Origin of the sequence: Corynebacterium sp. c8Ua_99, from assembly GCF_039907185.1 — a bacterium.
Lineage (GTDB): Bacteria > Actinomycetota > Actinomycetes > Mycobacteriales > Mycobacteriaceae > Corynebacterium > Corynebacterium jeikeium_D.
Map to the genome: position 1 here is coordinate 102,676 of NZ_JASBOG010000008.1, position 18,303 is coordinate 120,978.

15 protein-coding genes are annotated in these 18,303 nt (G+C 56.8%); 1 reads left to right on the forward strand and 14 read right to left on the reverse strand.

Annotated features, from left to right (window positions below; translation table 11 throughout):
* Positions 1-181 precede the first annotated feature (181 nt).
* Positions 182-1,951, forward strand: coding sequence for a restriction endonuclease FokI C-terminal domain-containing protein (locus QKE19_RS06420; protein WP_323632538.1), 1,770 nt, complete (start codon positions 182-184; stop codon positions 1,949-1,951).
* On the opposite strand, the gene QKE19_RS06425 is transcribed toward QKE19_RS06420, so the two are convergent.
* The 14 genes from QKE19_RS06425 to QKE19_RS06490 form a co-directional block, all read right to left on the reverse strand.
* Entirely contained in the window at positions 1,948-3,942 is a 1,995-nt protein-coding gene (locus QKE19_RS06425; RefSeq protein WP_347890627.1) for a Dam family site-specific DNA-(adenine-N6)-methyltransferase, read from the reverse strand. The genes QKE19_RS06420 and QKE19_RS06425 overlap by 4 nt on opposite strands.
* Positions 3,943-4,237: 295 nt before the next feature.
* On the reverse strand, positions 4,238-5,167 hold the full coding sequence (locus QKE19_RS06430; protein WP_347890629.1) for a copper transporter: 930 nt from the start codon (positions 5,165-5,167) through the stop codon (positions 4,238-4,240).
* An 89-nt stretch (positions 5,168-5,256) separates the two neighbouring features.
* Positions 5,257-6,441: a putative cytokinetic ring protein SteA gene (steA, locus tag QKE19_RS06435; protein WP_347890631.1), complete on the reverse strand. Its 1,185-nt coding sequence runs from the start codon at positions 6,439-6,441 to the stop codon at positions 5,257-5,259.
* Between the two features lie 25 nt (positions 6,442-6,466).
* Entirely contained in the window at positions 6,467-8,206 is a 1,740-nt protein-coding gene (recN, locus tag QKE19_RS06440) for a DNA repair protein RecN (protein ID WP_347890633.1), read from the reverse strand.
* Between the two features lie 59 nt (positions 8,207-8,265).
* Positions 8,266-9,264, reverse strand: a complete 999-nt coding sequence (locus QKE19_RS06445; protein ID WP_347890635.1) for an NAD kinase — start codon at positions 9,262-9,264, stop codon at positions 8,266-8,268.
* A complete protein-coding gene (locus tag QKE19_RS06450) occupies positions 9,257-10,096 on the reverse strand; it encodes a TlyA family RNA methyltransferase (RefSeq protein ID WP_347890636.1) in 840 nt (279 codons plus the stop codon). Before QKE19_RS06450 ends, QKE19_RS06445 begins: the two co-directional genes overlap by 8 nt.
* Before the next feature lie 5 nt (positions 10,097-10,101).
* Positions 10,102-10,389 carry a hypothetical protein gene (locus QKE19_RS06455; RefSeq protein ID WP_347890638.1) on the reverse strand — a complete coding sequence of 96 codons (288 nt, stop codon included), beginning with the start codon at positions 10,387-10,389 and terminating at the stop codon, positions 10,102-10,104.
* A gap of 6 nt (positions 10,390-10,395) precedes the next feature.
* The gene (locus QKE19_RS06460; protein ID WP_347890640.1) at positions 10,396-11,436 is read right to left on the reverse strand and encodes an HAD-IIA family hydrolase; all 1,041 of its coding nucleotides are present in this window, start codon (positions 11,434-11,436) and stop codon (positions 10,396-10,398) included.
* Between the two features lie 109 nt (positions 11,437-11,545).
* Positions 11,546-12,685 carry a tetratricopeptide repeat protein gene (locus QKE19_RS06465; protein ID WP_347890642.1) on the reverse strand — a complete coding sequence of 380 codons (1,140 nt, stop codon included), beginning with the start codon at positions 12,683-12,685 and terminating at the stop codon, positions 11,546-11,548.
* A 112-nt stretch (positions 12,686-12,797) separates the two neighbouring features.
* Positions 12,798-13,709, reverse strand: a complete 912-nt coding sequence (locus QKE19_RS06470; protein WP_070546196.1) for an RNase H family protein — start codon at positions 13,707-13,709, stop codon at positions 12,798-12,800.
* A 44-nt stretch (positions 13,710-13,753) separates the two neighbouring features.
* A complete protein-coding gene (locus QKE19_RS06475; protein ID WP_347890644.1) occupies positions 13,754-14,512 on the reverse strand; it encodes an ATP-binding cassette domain-containing protein in 759 nt (252 codons plus the stop codon).
* The gene (locus tag QKE19_RS06480; RefSeq protein ID WP_347890646.1) at positions 14,509-15,552 is read right to left on the reverse strand and encodes an iron chelate uptake ABC transporter family permease subunit; all 1,044 of its coding nucleotides are present in this window, start codon (positions 15,550-15,552) and stop codon (positions 14,509-14,511) included. Before QKE19_RS06480 ends, QKE19_RS06475 begins: the two co-directional genes overlap by 4 nt.
* On the reverse strand, positions 15,545-16,492 hold the full coding sequence (locus QKE19_RS06485) for an ABC transporter permease (RefSeq protein ID WP_049193442.1): 948 nt from the start codon (positions 16,490-16,492) through the stop codon (positions 15,545-15,547). Before QKE19_RS06485 ends, QKE19_RS06480 begins: the two co-directional genes overlap by 8 nt.
* Before the next feature lie 39 nt (positions 16,493-16,531).
* The gene (locus QKE19_RS06490; protein ID WP_049189966.1) at positions 16,532-17,539 is read right to left on the reverse strand and encodes an ABC transporter substrate-binding protein; all 1,008 of its coding nucleotides are present in this window, start codon (positions 17,537-17,539) and stop codon (positions 16,532-16,534) included.
* Positions 17,540-18,303 lie beyond the last annotated feature (764 nt).

The window sequence follows — 18,303 nt, forward strand, 5'->3', positions numbered from 1 at the left end:
CCCCTATCGACTGATCTTGTTTCCATCGAGAGCTGTTCTGCCAGGCTCCTGCGTCGGCGCACACCGGGTAAAGTCGAGGCCACAAAAACTGACGTAACAACTATCGCGAAATGATTTACTGTTATGCTCATCGAAAGCTACTAAAGTACGCTCGTTGGCACACGATTGATATGGAGTCTTCATGTACAACCGCACGTACGGTTGGGTTCAAAACCCGGCTAATTTAAACAACCTTAAGCTGGTCGTGCAGATATTCGACCCAGAATCGAAGCACTATGAAATATTGCGCGATGATTTGGTCCCCAATCTAATCGCGTTCTCCGATTTGCGCGACGACCTCCTTCAAAAACTGAATTCAAACCAAACTCGCTTCACGTATACTGAGTTGGTCGGAACCTCAAGAGACAGGCAGGGTCGCGCTGCAGCTACTAGGTCTCACGCCGTCGCTGATGGACTCATCCAAATTACGATTCGTCCTCAAAATTTCCGGACAAAAGGAAAAGCTTGGACTGACAACTGGACCGCTGACGGCTTTCTGCGATGGGCGTTAAGTCTTGGATTAGTAAGCCACGACCGCTCGACCGATTTATGCGCAATCACCGACCTTGGTAAATCTTTTTCCTCGTCGACAGATTCACCGGAATCAGACCCAACGCTGGCCAAGGCGATTCTAGCGTATCCGCCGGCATCCCGCGTACTGCAACTTCTAGACGATGCCGATACCCCAGTCAATAAGTTTTACCTGGGAGAACGCTTGGGATTTAAGGGAGAACGCGGTTTCACCTCCTACCCTAGCGACACTATGGAAAAGTGGTTAGAGGAATCAGCTGATATTAATGAACAATCAAAGATTCGGAGCGACATCGAGGGTACAGCTGATAAATATGGCCGAATGATCTCCGGCTGGTTGATCAAAATTGGCTATGTCAAAAAGGTTTCCACACAAATTAAAACAGCAACAGGGCTACGGTCCGGATTTCCAAAATACGAAATAACCCCAAAAGGCCGCCACGCATACAGGAAGTCAATCGGCTATTCAAAAAATCGACGCCTTCCAAAGTATATCAACTGGGAGTTTTTAGCTGTTGACGGAAACGGGGCATCCGAAAATGCTAATCGAGACTATATTCGGACTCGCCGTGCTAAAATAATAGAGTTTCTCCAGCACTCAAAGTCACTTGCCATGTTAGAGAAGCACTTGATTGACCTTGGTTTTGACGATAACCGAACAATCATACTTAATGATATCGCCGGACTTAACTCAATCGGTATCAGAATCGATACGACCGAAAATGAACTAATACTACGGGACGATATCATCGGATTTAGTATTCCAGACATTGCTGTTACAGCAGAGCAGATGAAATCCGCACAGGAGTACGAAAAGCAAGAGCTTATGGAAATAACGACCTTGCCGCTCAAGTACTATGAGTTGCTCGACATAGCGCGTGACCCGAAACGCAATCGCGCTTTCGAGCTTATAACCATAGAACTATTAAAAGAGGTCATGGGACTCGATGGTGAGTGCTTAGGCGGCGGTCGCAAACCAGACGGAATCATCTACAGTGAAACCGAAAAGCAAGCTCTAGGCGTTATTGTCGACACCAAGGCCTATACGCATGGCTATGGAAAAAACATCAGTCAAGAGGACGAGATGGTGCGATACATTGAAGATAACCAGCTAAGGAGCTCTAAGAGAAACGAAAATCGGTGGTGGGAACACTTCGGAGAAAATGTAACACCCGATAACACCTTCTTTCTTTGGGTCTCAGGCGATTTTAAAGATCGTTTTCATGAGCAACTTGTGTCTACGTACGACAGAACCGGAACTAAAGGAGCGGCAATCTCTGCTCGAGAACTTCTGATCGCCGCCGACAAGGTCAAGAGCGGTCAATTAACTCCACACCAATTCCTTGAAGCTACTTCAACTCTCCAAGTCGTAGAATTTTAGATATCGACCACTGCTCTACCATTATCGTCTAACTGATAATTCGTGATTAAAACCTCTCGGCTTCCCCGCAACTTACTGTTATGCGACGAATTATCATAGTGAAACTTCAATTCATGAACATGCAAACCTCGTTGATAAATAAAATCAGCTAATAAAATGTTGCGTTTTCCCTTGTGCTCTAACACATTGCTTAGCGCACAAGGAACCCCACGCTCAGTTAGCTCTTCTATTACATCAAGCAAAGCTGCTTCACTCTTCTCATTCCAATTTCGGAATCCCCGATTGCCATCATTGTAGCTCCCAGTCGTAATTAGGTACGGAGGGTCCATATATACAAAATCCGATGGACTCAATCTGGAGTAATCAAAGTCTTCAAAGTATGCATCTTCAAAGTATGCATCAATACTTTGGAGTCGATTAACGAACCTCAGTAAATTTCGTTCCATATTTGTAGAAAAATGACTTCGGTTACGACCAAAAGGATTATTAAATTCGAGTTTTGAGTTAAACCTAAATTGATAGTTATAGCTAAACGACGAAAGAATATATAGATTAAGAGGATCTGGCCGCTTATTATAATAGTCTCGAAATGCTAAGAATGCTCCTTCATTGGTCTTACTTAGCTCCCACTTTTCTATAGTGTTATGTATCTGTCTCAATAATGTCCGCGGAGAACTCGTTTGGAATAACCGAAACATTTCGTTAATACGACTATTCATATCATTAAAGACATACCAGTCCGCATTAGCATTGATACCTACGTTAGCTCCACCGCTAAACAGGTCGACAAAACCTACATTGGAGGTAGGGATTAAGGGCATTATTTGACCTAAGAGGCGATACTTTCCACCAATATAGTTTAAGGGGCTCTTAATATAGTTTCCATTGCTCACCAAATCACATGAAATCAGCTTTGAATCTACACCCCGAGGACTATCGGGCCCTAACACGTCGATACTCGATTTCCTTTTCCTAAAATAGATTAAGACTTCGTACAGCTCATCTTTCTGAGAGGCGATTTTTGACTTATATTTTCTATAAGGTATATGTACGATATCGACTTTTCCATCAACCGAAGCGCTCTTCGCGAGATTTCTGAGGTCGCTCTCAGAAAGAATGCCCTCAGAGTTGTAGCTTAAAACGACATGCTTTGCGTCTATATTATTTAGTAGGTCGCGCATTGCGTTAAAAACTTTATTTTTTACGCAGTAATCACTCTTCAGATTCGACCAATCAAATAATCTAGTCACTCCTTTTAGTTCAGGCTTATCATTATTGGCAATATTCTCGAGTACATGGTAGTTAGACCCATACTGCCTTGAATTGTACGGTGGATCAATATAGGCAATATCGGTAGATAGTTCTCGTACGAGAATGTTTGCATCTATGTTATAACACTTATTCTGGCGCTGGTTATCTATTGGACGACTTGGTCTTAAAACCAAAGGTTTGAGCGCACGCTTATCCCATTTTTTAAGGTAAGCACCATACGTTCCGGTAGTATTACTAACAGAAGGGATTCCAGAAAGTAGCGCGTCTATAAGATAGAAATTTTCCTCTTCAGACACCCGCTTATTTTTTTCCCACTCAGAAATTTTATCGCGAATAAAATCCACGCGTTTGGCATTTTCAACCGAAAGATACATCGCACCACCGGTGGGACTATAGTTACTTTCATAGTAACCAACATTGTTTGCACCTAAGTAATCTTCCGCACCTCGCTGAAGAAAATCAATTGGATCTTTGATTCCAATTTCTGCCAATTTTGCAAATGTAGGTTGTTGATTTAATTGAATTCTAGCCACTGCATTGGCATAACTAAAAGCTAATAGATCATTTGTTATAACCTCGTACCTAGGCTTGAAGTACTCCGCGACGCTGTTCGTACCTGCAAAAATATCTAGGAACGTTTTCTCATCCCCATCGAGATTTCGTTCGAGAATCTCAGAAATGTTGTCGAGCAAAGCGACCTTTGATCCAATGTAGCGCATTTACATCCCTTTCATCCTTGTTGTAAATCTAGCGGAGTGACGGGCGCATGCGCAATAACGCAGGTCAGCTCATTAAGGAAACAAACTAGTCATTTTGCTCCAAAAGGAATTTGCTATTGGCAGATTCGTTTTTAACAATATGTTTCCCTAATAGTGAGGGGCTTATTTCACTGACTTGCCCCGAGCATTCCTACAGCTTCTACGTGCACTTTGCAGTCCTTATTGCCGGTTGCCGCCGCGATTTCGGATTATTAAGAGAGGTATCTTAATAACTGCGCTATTTGGCGTGCGGTCTTCACTGAGAAGCGTCCGGCAATTTCTTTATGAGTGTTTCTACAACCCCCACCTGCCCCGCAGCATCAGACACAGCGTCCACACGCTTCACGGCAGGGTCGGCGCCCCAGCGCTCATCCGGCAGAGCACTGACACCTTCACGGCCGAAGCCATCAGTCCCCACCACAACGTGGCCAGCAGCATCCTCACCAGCACCAAAGCCCTCAGCAAGAGCCACAGCCAGATCCGCAACCAGGCCAGCGCCAAACTCCGGGTCCTCGCCCTTATCAATCGCGGCGCGCGACACAGTGCCATGATTACCAACAATCACAATGCCAGCAGCCGGGCGCAGCGTCCCCTCCTCGTACTCGACAAAGCCACCGCCCTTCAGGGCCTCCAGCAGTAGCTTGCGGTCAGCAGCGGAAGCCCGCTCTCCCCCATCCTTATCCAGCTCCAACACTGGAGCCAGCGCCTGGCCAGCCTGTCTGCCCGGCTCACGGCGCTCCGGGTCCAGCTGCACATCAGCCGGCAGCGACGTAGAAACCGTGTCCTTCAGCTCGTCCGCACCAGCGGAGGAGAGGAACTTATCGGTCAACTTCAAAACGCCGGCATCTGGGGCACCGGCAGCGCGCAGGGTCTCGGAAACCCCTGCCAGTTGCTCCTCCGTGGCATCGGGAGTCGCGATAACCAGGACGGGCACGTCCTTCAGTGAGCCCTTGACAATCTCCCCGACAATGGGCTCGATGATTCGATTGGCTTCATCGGCACGCGCTTGCTGCGCATCAGCGCGGGCAACAGCGGCATCGCGCTCGGAGGCGGCACCAGTGCCGAAATCAATGCCAGCACCAGCAGGGTTCAGCACATAAGCACCCAGCGCAGCACCTGCCGCCACACCGAGGGCAGCACCTGTAACACCGGCTGTAAACTTCCCGCTCCTGCGCTTCTTCGCCATCGCCCGTCCCTTTTTCCTTTCGCCGACGCCTCAATCAGCACTGACAGCTGAAAACTCAGGCGCTCACAATGCTCAAGATACCGCTATAACTACTTAAACAGCCCCTGGAACCACAGTGCTATGGAGTTCCAGGTATCAATCAGATTCTCGCTGACAGAACTATCACCGGAAGTACCAGCGATAGCGAAGATCACCGCAACGGCGACAAAGATAGCCAGGATTGCCCAGGCCACACCGAAACCACGGCTATTGACCTGGTAGAGGTCGGCAACCATGCGACCGTCGACAAGCTTCTCCCCGACCTTCAAACGCGACAGCAGCGCCGACGGCACGCCGCTTTGATCCTCAGCGTGGTAGATGCTGTCGATGTTCTGCGGCGCGCCGACGGAGACCACCATGTCGGCGTCGTGATGCGCGGCGAACACCAGCGCCAGGTCAGTGGCAGAATCGGACAGTGCTGGGAAGGTCATGGCGCCAATGCCGAGGTCCTGAATGCGCTCAAGGCCCACCGCGTGACCGTCCGGATCGGCGGGCAGGATCACGCAACCGGCAGACCTCAGCGCCTCAGAGTTGATGTTCTCCGGATCACCGATGATGTAGTCCGGCTGGTACTTGAGATCAAACAGCGTGTCGGCACCGGTGTCGACGCCGATGAGCAGTGGCTCGTACTCGCGGATGAAGTTCTTTAAGTCTTCCAGCGTCTTGCGGTGTCCCTCACCTGGGCTGACCACAACGACCTTGCGGCCACCCAGCGGCTCTGTCTCGTCCGGAATGCCCAGGCCATCGATGTAGAGCGGCGATTCGGTCTTGGCGAACTCCACCAAGTTGCCGGAAAGCGCCTCCAGGCGGTCGACCATGCTGGTGCGGCCCTCGTCGAAGGCGCGCTCCAGCTCGTCCTGGTCGACCTCGTCGCCCTGTCCGATCAGGCGGTCACCGTGGTAGAGCTTGCCGTCGTGAAGCCTTGCGTTCTTGCCGTCCTTGAGCTTCTCAAAGACCTCGTCGCCGGCGTTCTGCACCATCGCGATGTCGGCGTCGCGCATCATCTGCGGGCCGTAATTCGGCACAAAACCCGTGGTAAACGCGCCGGTGTTCACCACTGCGGCGACCTTGGCATCAATCAACTGCTGTGCCAGTGGACGCGAGATATCCGGCGCATCAATCACCACGATGTCGCCTTCGCCCATGCGCTTGAGCGCACGATCCAGACGGGAACCGTCCCGCACAGTCCCCGAAATGCCAGGAAGATCTTTTTCGTTCCGAGAGAACAGACTCATGGCACTTAGTGAAACATAAGTGCAGCTACTTGGCCGCGAAGGCGCGCCGAGCTTGATCCAGAAGATCTTGTGCGTGCGCGCGTCCGGAGTCCGAATCGTCCAAGCCCGCCATCATCCGCGCAAGCTCGTCGATCCGCTCCTCATCGCCCAGGCTCGTCACCTTCGACGACACCGCACCAGAGCGCGCATCCTTACTGACCACCAAGTGGGTATCCGCAAACGCCGCCACCTGAGGCAAGTGCGTGACGACGATCACCTGGTTATTCACCGCCAACTGCTTCAGGCGCTTGCCAATTTCCACAGCCGCGCGACCACCAACACCGGCATCGACCTCATCGAAAACCATCGTGTGCCCGGCCTGTCCTTCGGCGAGGACAACTTCCAATGCCAGCATGATGCGGGAAAGCTCACCGCCGGATGCGGATGAGGCCAGTGGGCGAGGCTCGGCACCTTCGTGAGCTCGGAGCTTGAACTCAATGTTGTCGACGCCGGCGGGGCCAAAGGTGTCGGCCTTGGTGATCTCCACCACCAGCGAAGTGTGCGGCATGGCCAGGCCCTTGAGTTCCTTGGTCACGGCCTCTTCCAGGTGCTTCGCGGCCTTTGCGCGGGCTTTAGAGAGCTTCCGTGCGGTGGCTCCGAGCTTCTTCTCCGCGGTCTTGATCTCCGCGGTGAGCTTGTCCAGGGCTTCGCCGGAGACATCCAGCGTGGCGAGCTTACGCTCCGCCTTATCCCGCCAGGCCAACACGCCCGCGATGTCCGGGGCGTACTTGCGGGTGAGATTCTTGATCTCCACCTGGCGCTGCATGAGTTTGTCCAGGGACTCGGTTTCCTCCGGCAGGCCAGAGAGAAACGCGCCGAGACCAGCGGAAATCTCGGAGAGCTGGCTGGTCAGCTCATTGAGCTGGTTGGAAAACTCGGTGAGTTCCTCGTCGTCTGCGGCGGCAAGTTCAGTGGCGGCGGCACCGAGCAGTTCGGCAGCACCGGAGTCCTCGGTGGCGGCATCCATACCGGTCGTGCTCACGGCGGCGGCGCCATCGATGGCGGCAAGCGCCACGGCTGCAGCGTCGCGGAGACCGTCCAGGTCCTGCATGCGGCGGATCTGGGAGGCCAGGTCCTGGTCCTCGTCCGGCTCAGGTGAGACTGCGTCGATTTCCTCGATGGCGAAGCTGAGCTGGTCAGCACGCATGGCCAACTCGCGTCGCTTAGAGGTCTTCTCTTCCAGTTCTTTGACCAGGGTGCGCCAGTGTGCGCGCTGCTGACGGTAGGTTTCCAGGGGTGGTGCGATGGTGTCGGCATCCATGCGGTCGATGGCCGCACGCTGCTCATCGTCGCTTTGCAAGCGCAGCTGATCATTCTGGCCATGAATCGCGATCAGGCGCGTGGAGACATCCGCCAATGCCGCAGCCGACGCACTGCGGCCGCCAACCCACGCCCGGGAGCGCCCCTTCGCGGAGACCTGACGGGCAAGCAGGTACTCATCATTTTCATCGCGCTCGCCACCGAGTTCAGAGACCACAGCATCGATGGTGCCTGACTCTTCCTCCGAGAGGTGCTCGGTGGAAACGCGGCCTTCCACCAGAGCCTTGTCGGCGCCGGTGCGCACGCGGCCGGCGTCGGCACGCGCGCCACAGAGCAACTTGAGGCTGGTGACCACCATGGTCTTACCCGCACCGGTTTCACCTGTGAGTACGGTCAGGCCTGGGCTGAATTCAAGCGTCGCATCGGGGATAACGCCGAGGTCGCGGATGGAAATCTCAGTCAGCATGGCGCCTGCAATCAGTCCTTCCCTTGGAATGTGGGGTCTTGTCTGCCGTGGGTAAAAGGCTATTGGGCTTCGGCGGGGCCGCGCCACCCGGACGTCGGCAAGCGGAACTTGTGCACCAGACGATCGGCGAACGGCTGATCGTCCAGACGCACCCAACGCACCGGCTGCGCGCCGCGCTTGATTTCAATGCGGCTGCCCGGCGGCATGGTGATGTTGCGGAAGCCGTCGAGCACCGCGACTGCCTCGGCGGTGTCGTGGTTGGTCTCAATGGCGATGGTCGAGTGCGGCGAGATCACCAGCGGGCGGGAGAACAGCGCGTGGGCATTATTGGGCACGACCAGCATGGCATCGAGCTCCGGCCAGAGCACCGGACCACCTGCGGAAAAGGCGTACGCGGTGGAGCCGGTCGGCGTGGAGATAAGTACGCCATCGCAGCCGTAGGAACTCACCGGGCGACCATCGACTTCCAGGATGACGTCCAGTACGCCACGGCGGTTGACGTTTTCGATGCTGACTTCGTTCAGCGCCCAGCCGGAGCCAATTACGCGGCCAGTGGTGTCACGAACGGTGGCGCGGATGGTCATGCGGTCTTCGATACGCCAGGAACGCTTGATGACCCGGTTAATCGCCTCCGTCATGGACTCCTGCTCCCACTCGGCGAGGAAGCCCACGTGCCCCATGTTGATGCCGAGCACCGGCAGGTCAGCCGAGTGTGCGATATCTGCAGCGCGCAGGAAGGTGCCGTCGCCACCGAGGACGAGGACGAGTTCGCATCCCGACGCCGCTTGCGGGGAATGCCAGTAACGCGGGTACTTACCGAGCGTTGGGTGCGCGGCCAGAGCCTCCGGGTTCTTACCGGCCAGCACGCGGATATCAATCCCCGCGGCCTCAAGCAGCTCGGCCGCCTCGGCGGCCATTTCCAGGTTGGCGCTACGGCCGGTATGCGGGACCAGCAGAATCTCGCGCTTGCCGGCGCTGGTCTTAGGCTTGCTATCCCGTGAGTGAGTCTTCGCGCTAGTCGGTGAGCCGGTCCGTGATCCGGTCGGTGAGCTAGTCATTGTGCGGTCCCTCCTCGACGGCCTTGGCAATAGCCGCAGCCATAGTCTCGTCCCCAATGTCGCTGGCACCGCCGTCTTTCACCAGCCACAGGAAGAACTCCACGTTGCCACTAGGACCCGGCAGTGGGCTGGCCACAGCCGCGCGGAAGGACAACCCCAGCGTGCGGGCGTACTCAGCGACTTCCTGGACAACTTCCTGACGCAGCGCATCGCTACGCACAACGCCACCGGAGCCAAGGCGCTCCTTTCCCACCTCGAACTGCGGCTTGACCATCGGCAGCAGGTCAGCGCCCTCGTCCAGGCAGGAAACAATCGCTGGCAGCACCAGCTTCAAAGAAATAAACGACAGGTCTCCAACCATGACATCGGCCGTGCCACCGAGAATCTCCGGGGTCAGCGTGCGGACATTAGTTCGGTCGAGCACAACCACTCGCGGGTCATCCTGCAAGCGCCAAATCAGCTGACCGTAGCCGACATCGACGGCGTAGACGGTATCGACATCGCGGCGCAGACACACATCGGTAAAACCACCAGTGGAGGCACCGGCATCCAGCACTTTCCGGCCCTTCAAGTCCAGCCCTTGCGGTTCGAAAGCTTCCAGCGCCCCGAGCAGCTTGTGCGCCCCGCGCGACGCCCAGTTCTCGTCCTCTTCCAGGCCGCTGACGCGAATGGACACGTCCCCTGTCACCGCAGTCGCGGGCTTCGACGCGACAAAGCCACCGACCTCCACTCGGCCGGCTTTAATCATGTCCACTGCTGCCTCACGGGAGCGAGCAATCTTCCTTCGCACCAGCTCCGCATCGAGCCTGCGCTTAGGAGCTTTCTTTGCCACCGCGTTCACTTTCCTTCCCTGCGTGACGAGCCCAGGGCCTCATACAAAATCTCATGCGCCCGCTCGAACTGTGCGACTCTCTCCTGCGGAGTCGGTGCGGGTGCGGACAGTGCGGCCGCAACCTGCTCCCGGACGGCCTCCGGAGTTACCTCGCGCGCACCGGGCATTGCCGCCGGGCTAGGAGCGGGGCCGGGGGCGGGTTTGGGGCCGGGTGCAGATGCAGGCCCGGGTTTCGGCCCCGGCACGGGACCAGACTCCTGCCCCTGCCCTGGCTTCGGTGCGGCCTCACTCATCGGCTATCACATCCGCCAGGCAGCCAGCGCCGCCTCAGCAGCCGGGCCCTCTGCGCGGACCTGCGTGACCTCGACTGCGCCAGCACGACCAGCCTCAGAGTTCCACACCACATCCGCGACCGTCAGCAGAGCCGCCACCGCGGCCTCCGTCGGGTTCGCCAACCGAGGATCCTCCGTGTCACCGCCAGAAAGAACGATGACACCGGCCTCCGCGTCGTCGTAACGCGCGGTGAAACCAGCCTGCGGCGCCGGACGTGCCTGATCCAGCTCACGATTCAGCGCGGTCATGTCAGCACCGATGAGCGTCGGACGGTGCTCAGGCGGCGCTGCGACGACATCCATATGCGTGGAAACACCCGTGACCACCATAAACGTGTCCATCTTCGCAGCGTTTCCGCCCGCGATGTCGGTATCCAGGCGATCCCCGATCGCCAGCGGATTCTTCGCGCCTATACGCTCCGCAGCCTTAATGAACATCGGCGGCTTCGGCTTACCCGCCGACAGCGGCGCAACACCCGTGGTCGTCGAAATCGCCGCAGCGACCGAACCATTGCCGACCAAAAAACCGCGCTCCGACGGCAGCGTCGTATCCAAATTCGACACCAGGAAGCGCGCACCTCGCGACACCGCCAGCGCCGCCTCCGACATCTGCTTCCACGTCATCTCACGGTTGAGCCCCTGGAACACCGCCGCAGGGTTGTCATCAGCGGAATCCACCAGCGTGTACCCCGCCTCACGAGCCAACTGCTTAAACGACTCCGCGCCCAACACAAATACGTTCGAGCCCGGCTCAATGATCTCCGCCGCCATCTCGATGGCCGCCTGCGCCGATGTCATCACATCGTCCGCATGAACGTCATAGCCCAGCCCGTTGAGCTGGTCCGCCACCGTCTGTGGCGCACGGGAGGCGTTGTTCGTAATGAACACCATCGGCAGCGCTGCCTCAGTCAGCCCCTCCAGCGCGTTCGGAATCGCCGCGCCGCCCTCGTAAATCGTGCCATCCAGATCCAACAGAGCGGCATCATAGGAAGAAGCGACAGAAGCCATGAGGTGCATTTCTCCTTTTACGAAATAGGAACGCTTTACGACGAATTGTAGATGCGCAGCCGGATTGCGTCAGCGGTGGCTGGTTTTGCGAGCCGGGCAGCTGGGCTGTTTACTTGCTCAGCTCTTCGATGCGCTCGCGAGCATCGAGCATCTGGTCGACATCAATCTTGGCGCAGCGGGTAAACCACACCTTGGCATCGTCTTTACGGCCGGCCTCCACCAGCGCATCAGCGTAAGCGTAGAACAGACGAGCTGCCTCGAAGTCCTCGCGGTCCGGGTTCAGATCCTGGGTCTCCAGCTCAACCAGAGCCTCATCAATCTGCCCCATATCGCGGCGAGCACCGGCGGCGACGATAGCCAGCTCAGTCTTGGACTCGTTGTCCAGCCGCTTGGCTTCCTCGGAGCGAGCCAGCTCGATGGCCTTCTCCGGGCGGCCGAGGCCGCGCTCACAGTCCGCCATGACCGCGAGCATGCCCGGGCCACCGGAGATGCGGCGAGCCGCACGCAGCTCAGCCAGGGCTTCCTTCCACTCACCTGCGTGGTAAGCGGCAACACCCGCGGTCTCACGAACGACACCGACGCGGCCTGCGCGGTCCTTCGCTGCGCGGGCATGCTCCAGGGCACGCTGCGGGTCTTCGGCCATCAGGATTGCAGCCATAATCATGTGCCGAGCGACCTTGTCGGCGTTGTCCTTAGCCAGGCTCTTCAGATCCTGGCGCACGCTCGGGTCGAGTTCATCTGCACGAATGTCATCTGGCAGCTTCGGCTCGTTCTTGCGGGCCTCAATGCGCTCCTCGCGGAAACCTGGGCGCTGCGGGCCGGTGCGGTGCGTACGCTTCTCATCCTGGAAGCGGCCACCACGGTTGGAGCGACGTGGCTTACCACCACGACGGTCGAAGTTGCGGCCTCCCTGGCCACCGCGTCCGCCCGGGCCGCGACGATCATTGCGGTCATCGCGATTGTAACCACGACCGCCACGACCACCGCGCTCATTGCGGTCACCGCGGTTAAAGTCACGATCGTCGCGATCATCACGACGGAAGCCCCGCGAACCACGGGAATCGCGGTTACCGCCATGACCACCGTGACCACCACGGCCACGACCACCTGGGCCACCGCCCTGTCCACGACGATCGTTGCGGTTGCGCCCGTTAAAGCCGCCCTCGCCACGACCATGGGAACGGTTAGACCCGCGGTTTCCGCGATTTCCTCGGCCTTCGCCGGAACGAGGACCTTCGTGATCAGCCATGAAGTCGGAGCTCCTTATATGTAATGAGTAAAAGAATTTATGTGTTTTCAGGCTACCAGTAACCCCGGATTGCCTGGTGGTCTACCTAAAAGACCAAACTTTCATACTACTGCTAAGACCTGCCTACATTCCAGCCCAGCAAACGCGCGGAACCTGTGGCCTTCCCCACTGCCTGGGACAAATCCCAGACAGCCAGGCCAACCCAGTCGTCTGTAGTGAACTGCGCAGTAGCGGTGGTTCCCTCGACGCGGAGCTCATGCTCGGCATCCGAAAGCCCGTCTGGCACGGCGAGGTTGGCGCCCAGGGCGTCGTTAAGCAATGCCTTGAGGGCGCGGGCATTACCCTGCTCAGCGCGATGTGCGGCCCGGCGGAAAACAGTGAGCGCTTCCTTGGCTGCGTCCTCGGGTGTCACGGTGGTGTCGGCAGCGAGGTCAAAGAGGCCTTCTTGCTCGAAGGTTGCGGTCTTGGGTGCCTTGGAGTCGGAAGAAGGCGTGGCGGGCGTGGTTTTTGTCGGCGCTGCATTCGTCTGTGCTGCATTCGTCTGCCCGCGACTCCCCGCACCAGCGAAACCTGGCCCCTCGGGCACTGCGGTGCCCTTCTGATACGCGGTGGCGGCGGCTCGGGCGCGCTGATCTGCAGCTTCGTTCATGTCGTGGCCAGAGTGGCCCTTGACCCATTCGAGATGAATGTTGCGACCAATGAGCAGCTTGTCGATGTCCTGCAAGATGTCCACGTTGAGGACGGGTTTGCCGTCGCGCTTCTTCCAGCCCTTGCGCTTCCATCCCGGCATCCACTTGGTAACGGAGTTAATCACGTACTGCGAATCGCACAGGACGAACAGTGGCTCATCGGGGATGTGAGCGGTGGCGCGGAGCAGCTCGGCAAGAGCGGTGAGCTCCCCGCGGTTGTTGGTTCCCTCTTTCCATCCGCCGGCGGCCCAGCAGCTGTCGTCGATATACCAGCACCACCCGGCAGGTCCGGGATTGTGGAGGGCGGAACCGTCAACGGCAGCAGTAATAGTCATGAGGCTAGATTGTATCGGCTGCGCGGGGCCGGCCAGGAATTGCCTTAAGAGCCGTAACAGGCGACCGGCCCGTGCGGGCCCTCGACGATGTCAATCTGAGTGTTGAAGATTGGGCTCAGAATCTCTGAACGCATCAGCTCCGCGGTTGGGCCGTGCTCAACAATCTGGCCGTCTTTCACCGCACAGATGTAATCGGCGTAGCGAGCCGCGAAATTGATGTCATGCAACACCACCACCATGGTGCGACCCAACTCGCGCACTGCAGTGCGCAGGTACGACATGATGTCGACCGAGTGAGAAATATCCAGATTGTTCAACGGCTCGTCGAGAAGCACGTAATCCGTCTCCTGACAGAGCACCATTGCGACATACGCGCGCTGACGCTGCCCACCGGAGAGCTCGTCGAGGTAGCGGCCCTGGAGCGCCTCAAGATTGAGGAACTCGATGTACTGGGAGATGATGCGCTCGTCCTCAGCGGTCAGGCGCCCCTGGCTGTGCGGGAAGCGGCCGAAACTGACCAGCTGGCGCACGGTGAGACGCGTGACGAAGTGGTTGTCCTGGCGCAGAATCGACAGCACCTTCGCCAGATCCTTCGACTTGGTCTTGCCCACGTTGTATGGACCGACGTTGATGTCACCGGAATCGACGGCAAGGAGGCGGCCAATCATAGTCAAGAGCGTGGACTTGCCCGCGCCGTTCGGGCCGATCAGAGCCGTGATTGCGTTGGTTGGAATTTCCAGGTCAACGGGGCCAATTGACACCTCGCTGGTATAGCTCTTGCTTACACTGTCGAGGAGAATCATAGCCGTCCCTTCTTCAAAACGACGTAGAGGAAGATCGAACCGCCAACCAGCTCGATAATGATGGACACCACGCCCTGGGCATAGAAAACGTGATTGAGGATGAAATACGCACTGGCCAGCGTGACGTAGCCAATCAGCGCCGCCATCGGCAGCACAAAGCGGTGGTCATAGGTATCCGCAGCCTGGTACGCAATGGTCGCGACCAGGAAACCGAGGAATGTCATCGGGCCGACCATAGCCGTCGATACTGCCATCAGCACCGACACCGCGACCAGCACAGTGATGGACCGAACCTGGTAGTTCACACCCAGATTCGTCGCGACTTCGCGGCCGAGCGACATGACGTTGAGGGCCCGCGAATGCAACGCGATCACCACGATCGCCCCTATCACGAGCGGAATCGCCACCGGGAAAAACTCCGGGTCAGCGTTGTTGACAGAGCCGAACAGCCGCGCCGTCAGCAGGTCAAAATCCGAAGGCGTGAGCATGCGCTGCATGAACGTCGACAGCGAAGCCAGTCCGCCACCGATGACAATGCCCACCAGCAGCATGCTGTGCATATCCGCGCCCTGCCCGGTCAGCAGCCACGCATACAGCACCAGCGACAGCCCCACCATCAGCGCGAGCTGCAGCACAAACGCGCCAACCGAGCCAGCTTTCATCAGGCCGGTCGCACCGAAGAAGTACACTGCAGCGGTACTGATAGCCACGTACAGCGCCTCAAAACCCATAATCGACGGCGTAATAATTCGGTTATTCGCAATCGACTGGAACGCCACCGTCGCGACGGCATGGCAGCAGGCAACCACGATCATGGCAATTACGGCATAAAGACGCCGGCGCGCAATCAGCCAAAAACCATCCGTACCGAACGGCAACGGGTTGTCCCACGCAAGCAGGCCCGCCGTAAACAACACCGCCAGGCCCGCCAGCGCAGCAATGATAATCCAGTACCTGCGCGCAGCGGCGGCCGTGCTAAACGACGTCGTTTGCGGGCCAACTTGGTTGGTTCTAGCTGTAGTTGAACTGAGATTAAGCACGACGCCGCTCCACGATCAGATAGACGAAAATGGCAGCACCCAGGATGCCGAGAATCACCGATACCGGGATCTCGAACGGGGCGATAATGACGCGGCCAATCAAGTCCGCGACCGTCACAATGGCAATGCCCACCAGGCATACCCAGGGCAGATTGGAGCGCAGATCATCGCCACGGAACATGGAGACGATATTCGGGACGATGAGCCCCAGGAATGGGAGGTTGCCCACCACGACGGTGACCAAACCTGTTGCGATTGCAATCAGCCCCGTTCCCAGGAACACGATTCGCTTGTAGTTCAGACCGACGTTGGTGGCAATGTCCTCACCAAGCCCCGCAACCGTTAACCGATCGCTGAATACGAAGACAATCGCAACCACAATGACGACCAGCCACAGGAATTCGTATTGCCCTTTATAAATGGCAGTAAAAGAGCCTGCGAACCACACGCCTAGCGACTGCAGCATGTCCGTCTGCAACGCAAAGAAAGTCGAAATCGAACTGACTACCGCACCCAACATGATGCCCACGATGGGCACAACCAGACTTGACTTCAAAGCGACACGGCGCAAGAACAGGAAGAACACTGCCGTGCCGATGAAAGCGAAGATGATTGCCCCGCCCATCCGGCCAAGCATCGAGGCCGAAGGAAAGAAATACATCACGAAAATCAGGCCGAGACCAGCCCACTCCGTGGTTCCCGTGGTGGTGGGTTCGACGAACTTGTTGCGCGTAAGTAGCTGCATGACCAAGCCACACATCGCCATCGCGGCACCCGAGAGCACTAGTGCAATGGTGCGCGGTATACGCGTAGTGGCGAACATCTCCCAGCCGTCGTCGGCGCCCAGGATGTCGTATTGGCCTACAAACAGCGACATAGCCACCAGGACTGCCACAAAGGCAATCCCGATGGCTAGTCGGGAATCCAGTAACTTCTGCATAGAGTTGGTGAGGTACTCCTGTGACTGGTCAGAGAACTATTAGGCCTGCTCGAAGGCGTCGGCAAGCCCGTTCAGAATCTCCGTGTACGTGATGATGGACTCGTTGGTGTAAGTGTCCTCTGGGGCGTAGTAGATCTTGCCCTCCTTGACTGCCTTCACGTTCTTCAGCGGAGCGGCTTCCTCGACCACAGACTGTGCCGAACGGTACTCATCGGTACCGCGGACAGAGGTGCCAGCATCGCGGTCAAGCACCATGATGAAGTCCGGGTTTGCCTCAGCGATGGACTCGGCGGAAATCTCATCACCCTGGTGGTCATCGCTGGCCTTGTCGACCTCCAGCGCCGGCTTCATGCCAATCAGGTCGAACAGCGGGCCGAAGGTACGACCAACAGTCGGAGCAATGTAACCGAGGGTGCCGCCCGACGAGTTCAGCGCCATGACCTTCACGTCCGGGTTGTAAGCCTTGCGAGCGCGCTCCAGAGCCTTGTCAAAGTCTGCGATGAGCTGATCGGCTTCCTTCTCCTTACCGAAGATGGTGCCCAGGCCCTTAGCGTGGCGCTTGAGCTCCTCGTCCAGCGGCTTGCCCTCGCGCGGCTCAAACTCCACAATCGCGGAGTTCGGAGCGAGCTTCTTCAGGTCATCGTAGTACTTGCCGAAACGCTGACCGTTCACAATCAGGTCCGGGTCAGCAGCAGCAACAATTTCGAGATTCGGCTCGCGGTGATTGCCGATGTCCTGAACGTCAGGATTGTCCTTGTAGTCGGAAACCGTGAACGGGATAATCGGTTTAGGAGCTGCAGCCAGCTTAATACCCCACTGATCGAGCATCTCGAAGGAACGGTTATCCGTGGCCACAACAGAGTCAATCTCGGCAGGTACGGTCTGCTCACCATGATTATCAGTAACGGTAATAGTAGACCCGTTGCCTGCAGCTGCAGACTTATCCTCGTTACCGGCATCAGTAGAACATGCACCAAGAACAAGTCCAAGGCTCGCAACAGATGCAACTACGATATTGCGAATACGGCCGGAGTTAGAACGCGCCACTTAAAGGCATCCCTTCGGTCACAGTAGGATTGTTAAACAAACGCGACTTAGACGCCGTTACCCAATCACTTACTTAGGTAATCATTACCTGTGAAACATTAGCTTAGGGTTCCCTATTTAACAAGTAAATACGTTATGAAATTACGCAACATTTAGGGTGGAGTTCTTCTATTTGTTTAGCATTAGCTAATTTGTGCAGGTAAAGGTATGACTGCAGCGTTCGATAACGGGGGTAACTTGGGCCCTACCGAAGGTAGCGTGTGCACTATCGACGCATGTTTGGGCCTAGTTGGGCGTAGTTGGGGATGAGCTTGCGGCTTTGCTTGTGAGTTGGGGCTGTAGGCGTGATGGAGGGGTTGTGGGCGTGAACGGGGCTGCGGGCGTGGATGGGGGACGCAGATGTGAATGGGGCTGTAGGCGTAAATACGGGCTGCAAAGGTGAAACTGTGTGAGTTTATGACACTTTCAAGCGATTTTTCGCGCTATTTCTGTCATAAACGCAGTCAGTAACTTGAATTAGTCCACAGCCGCTGCCATAAAAGCAGCCACTAACTCGCATTGCCCCGCCACTGATAGCCATAGAGGCGTCAGTAACTCGCATTGGGGCAAGCAGCGAAAGGCGAGTACCGGACGATCCGCTGAGCGGGCACGCTTGTATCCATTAACCCGAATACCCTTTTCCCTTAAGTTCCCGAGACACCGGTAAGTACGGCTTCCACTGCCGACGGCCCCCCCTGTTGAACCCTGTTTACCGGTGGGTAACA

Excerpts from the sequence above, each read along its gene's own strand:
- QKE19_RS06430 (WP_347890629.1), bottom strand. The coding sequence starts at position 5,167 with ATGGCGAAGAAGCGCAGGAGCGGGAAGTTTACAGCCGGTGTTACAGGT.
- QKE19_RS06485 (WP_049193442.1), bottom strand. The coding sequence starts at position 16,492 with ATGCAGAAGTTACTGGATTCCCGACTAGCCATCGGGATTGCCTTTGTG.
- QKE19_RS06470 (WP_070546196.1), bottom strand. The coding sequence starts at position 13,709 with ATGACTATTACTGCTGCCGTTGACGGTTCCGCCCTCCACAATCCCGGA.
- QKE19_RS06460 (WP_347890640.1), bottom strand. The coding sequence starts at position 11,436 with ATGGCTTCTGTCGCTTCTTCCTATGATGCCGCTCTGTTGGATCTGGAT.
- recN (WP_347890633.1), bottom strand. The coding sequence starts at position 8,206 with ATGCTGACTGAGATTTCCATCCGCGACCTCGGCGTTATCCCCGATGCG.
- QKE19_RS06465 (WP_347890642.1), bottom strand. The coding sequence starts at position 12,685 with ATGGCTGATCACGAAGGTCCTCGTTCCGGCGAAGGCCGAGGAAATCGC.
- QKE19_RS06425 (WP_347890627.1), bottom strand. The coding sequence starts at position 3,942 with ATGCGCTACATTGGATCAAAGGTCGCTTTGCTCGACAACATTTCTGAG.
- QKE19_RS06475 (WP_347890644.1), bottom strand. The coding sequence starts at position 14,512 with ATGATTCTCCTCGACAGTGTAAGCAAGAGCTATACCAGCGAGGTGTCA.
- QKE19_RS06445 (WP_347890635.1), bottom strand. The coding sequence starts at position 9,264 with ATGACTAGCTCACCGACCGGATCACGGACCGGCTCACCGACTAGCGCG.
- QKE19_RS06455 (WP_347890638.1), bottom strand. The coding sequence starts at position 10,389 with ATGAGTGAGGCCGCACCGAAGCCAGGGCAGGGGCAGGAGTCTGGTCCC.
- steA (WP_347890631.1), bottom strand. The coding sequence starts at position 6,441 with ATGAGTCTGTTCTCTCGGAACGAAAAAGATCTTCCTGGCATTTCGGGG.
- QKE19_RS06420 (WP_323632538.1), top strand. The coding sequence starts at position 182 with ATGTACAACCGCACGTACGGTTGGGTTCAAAACCCGGCTAATTTAAAC.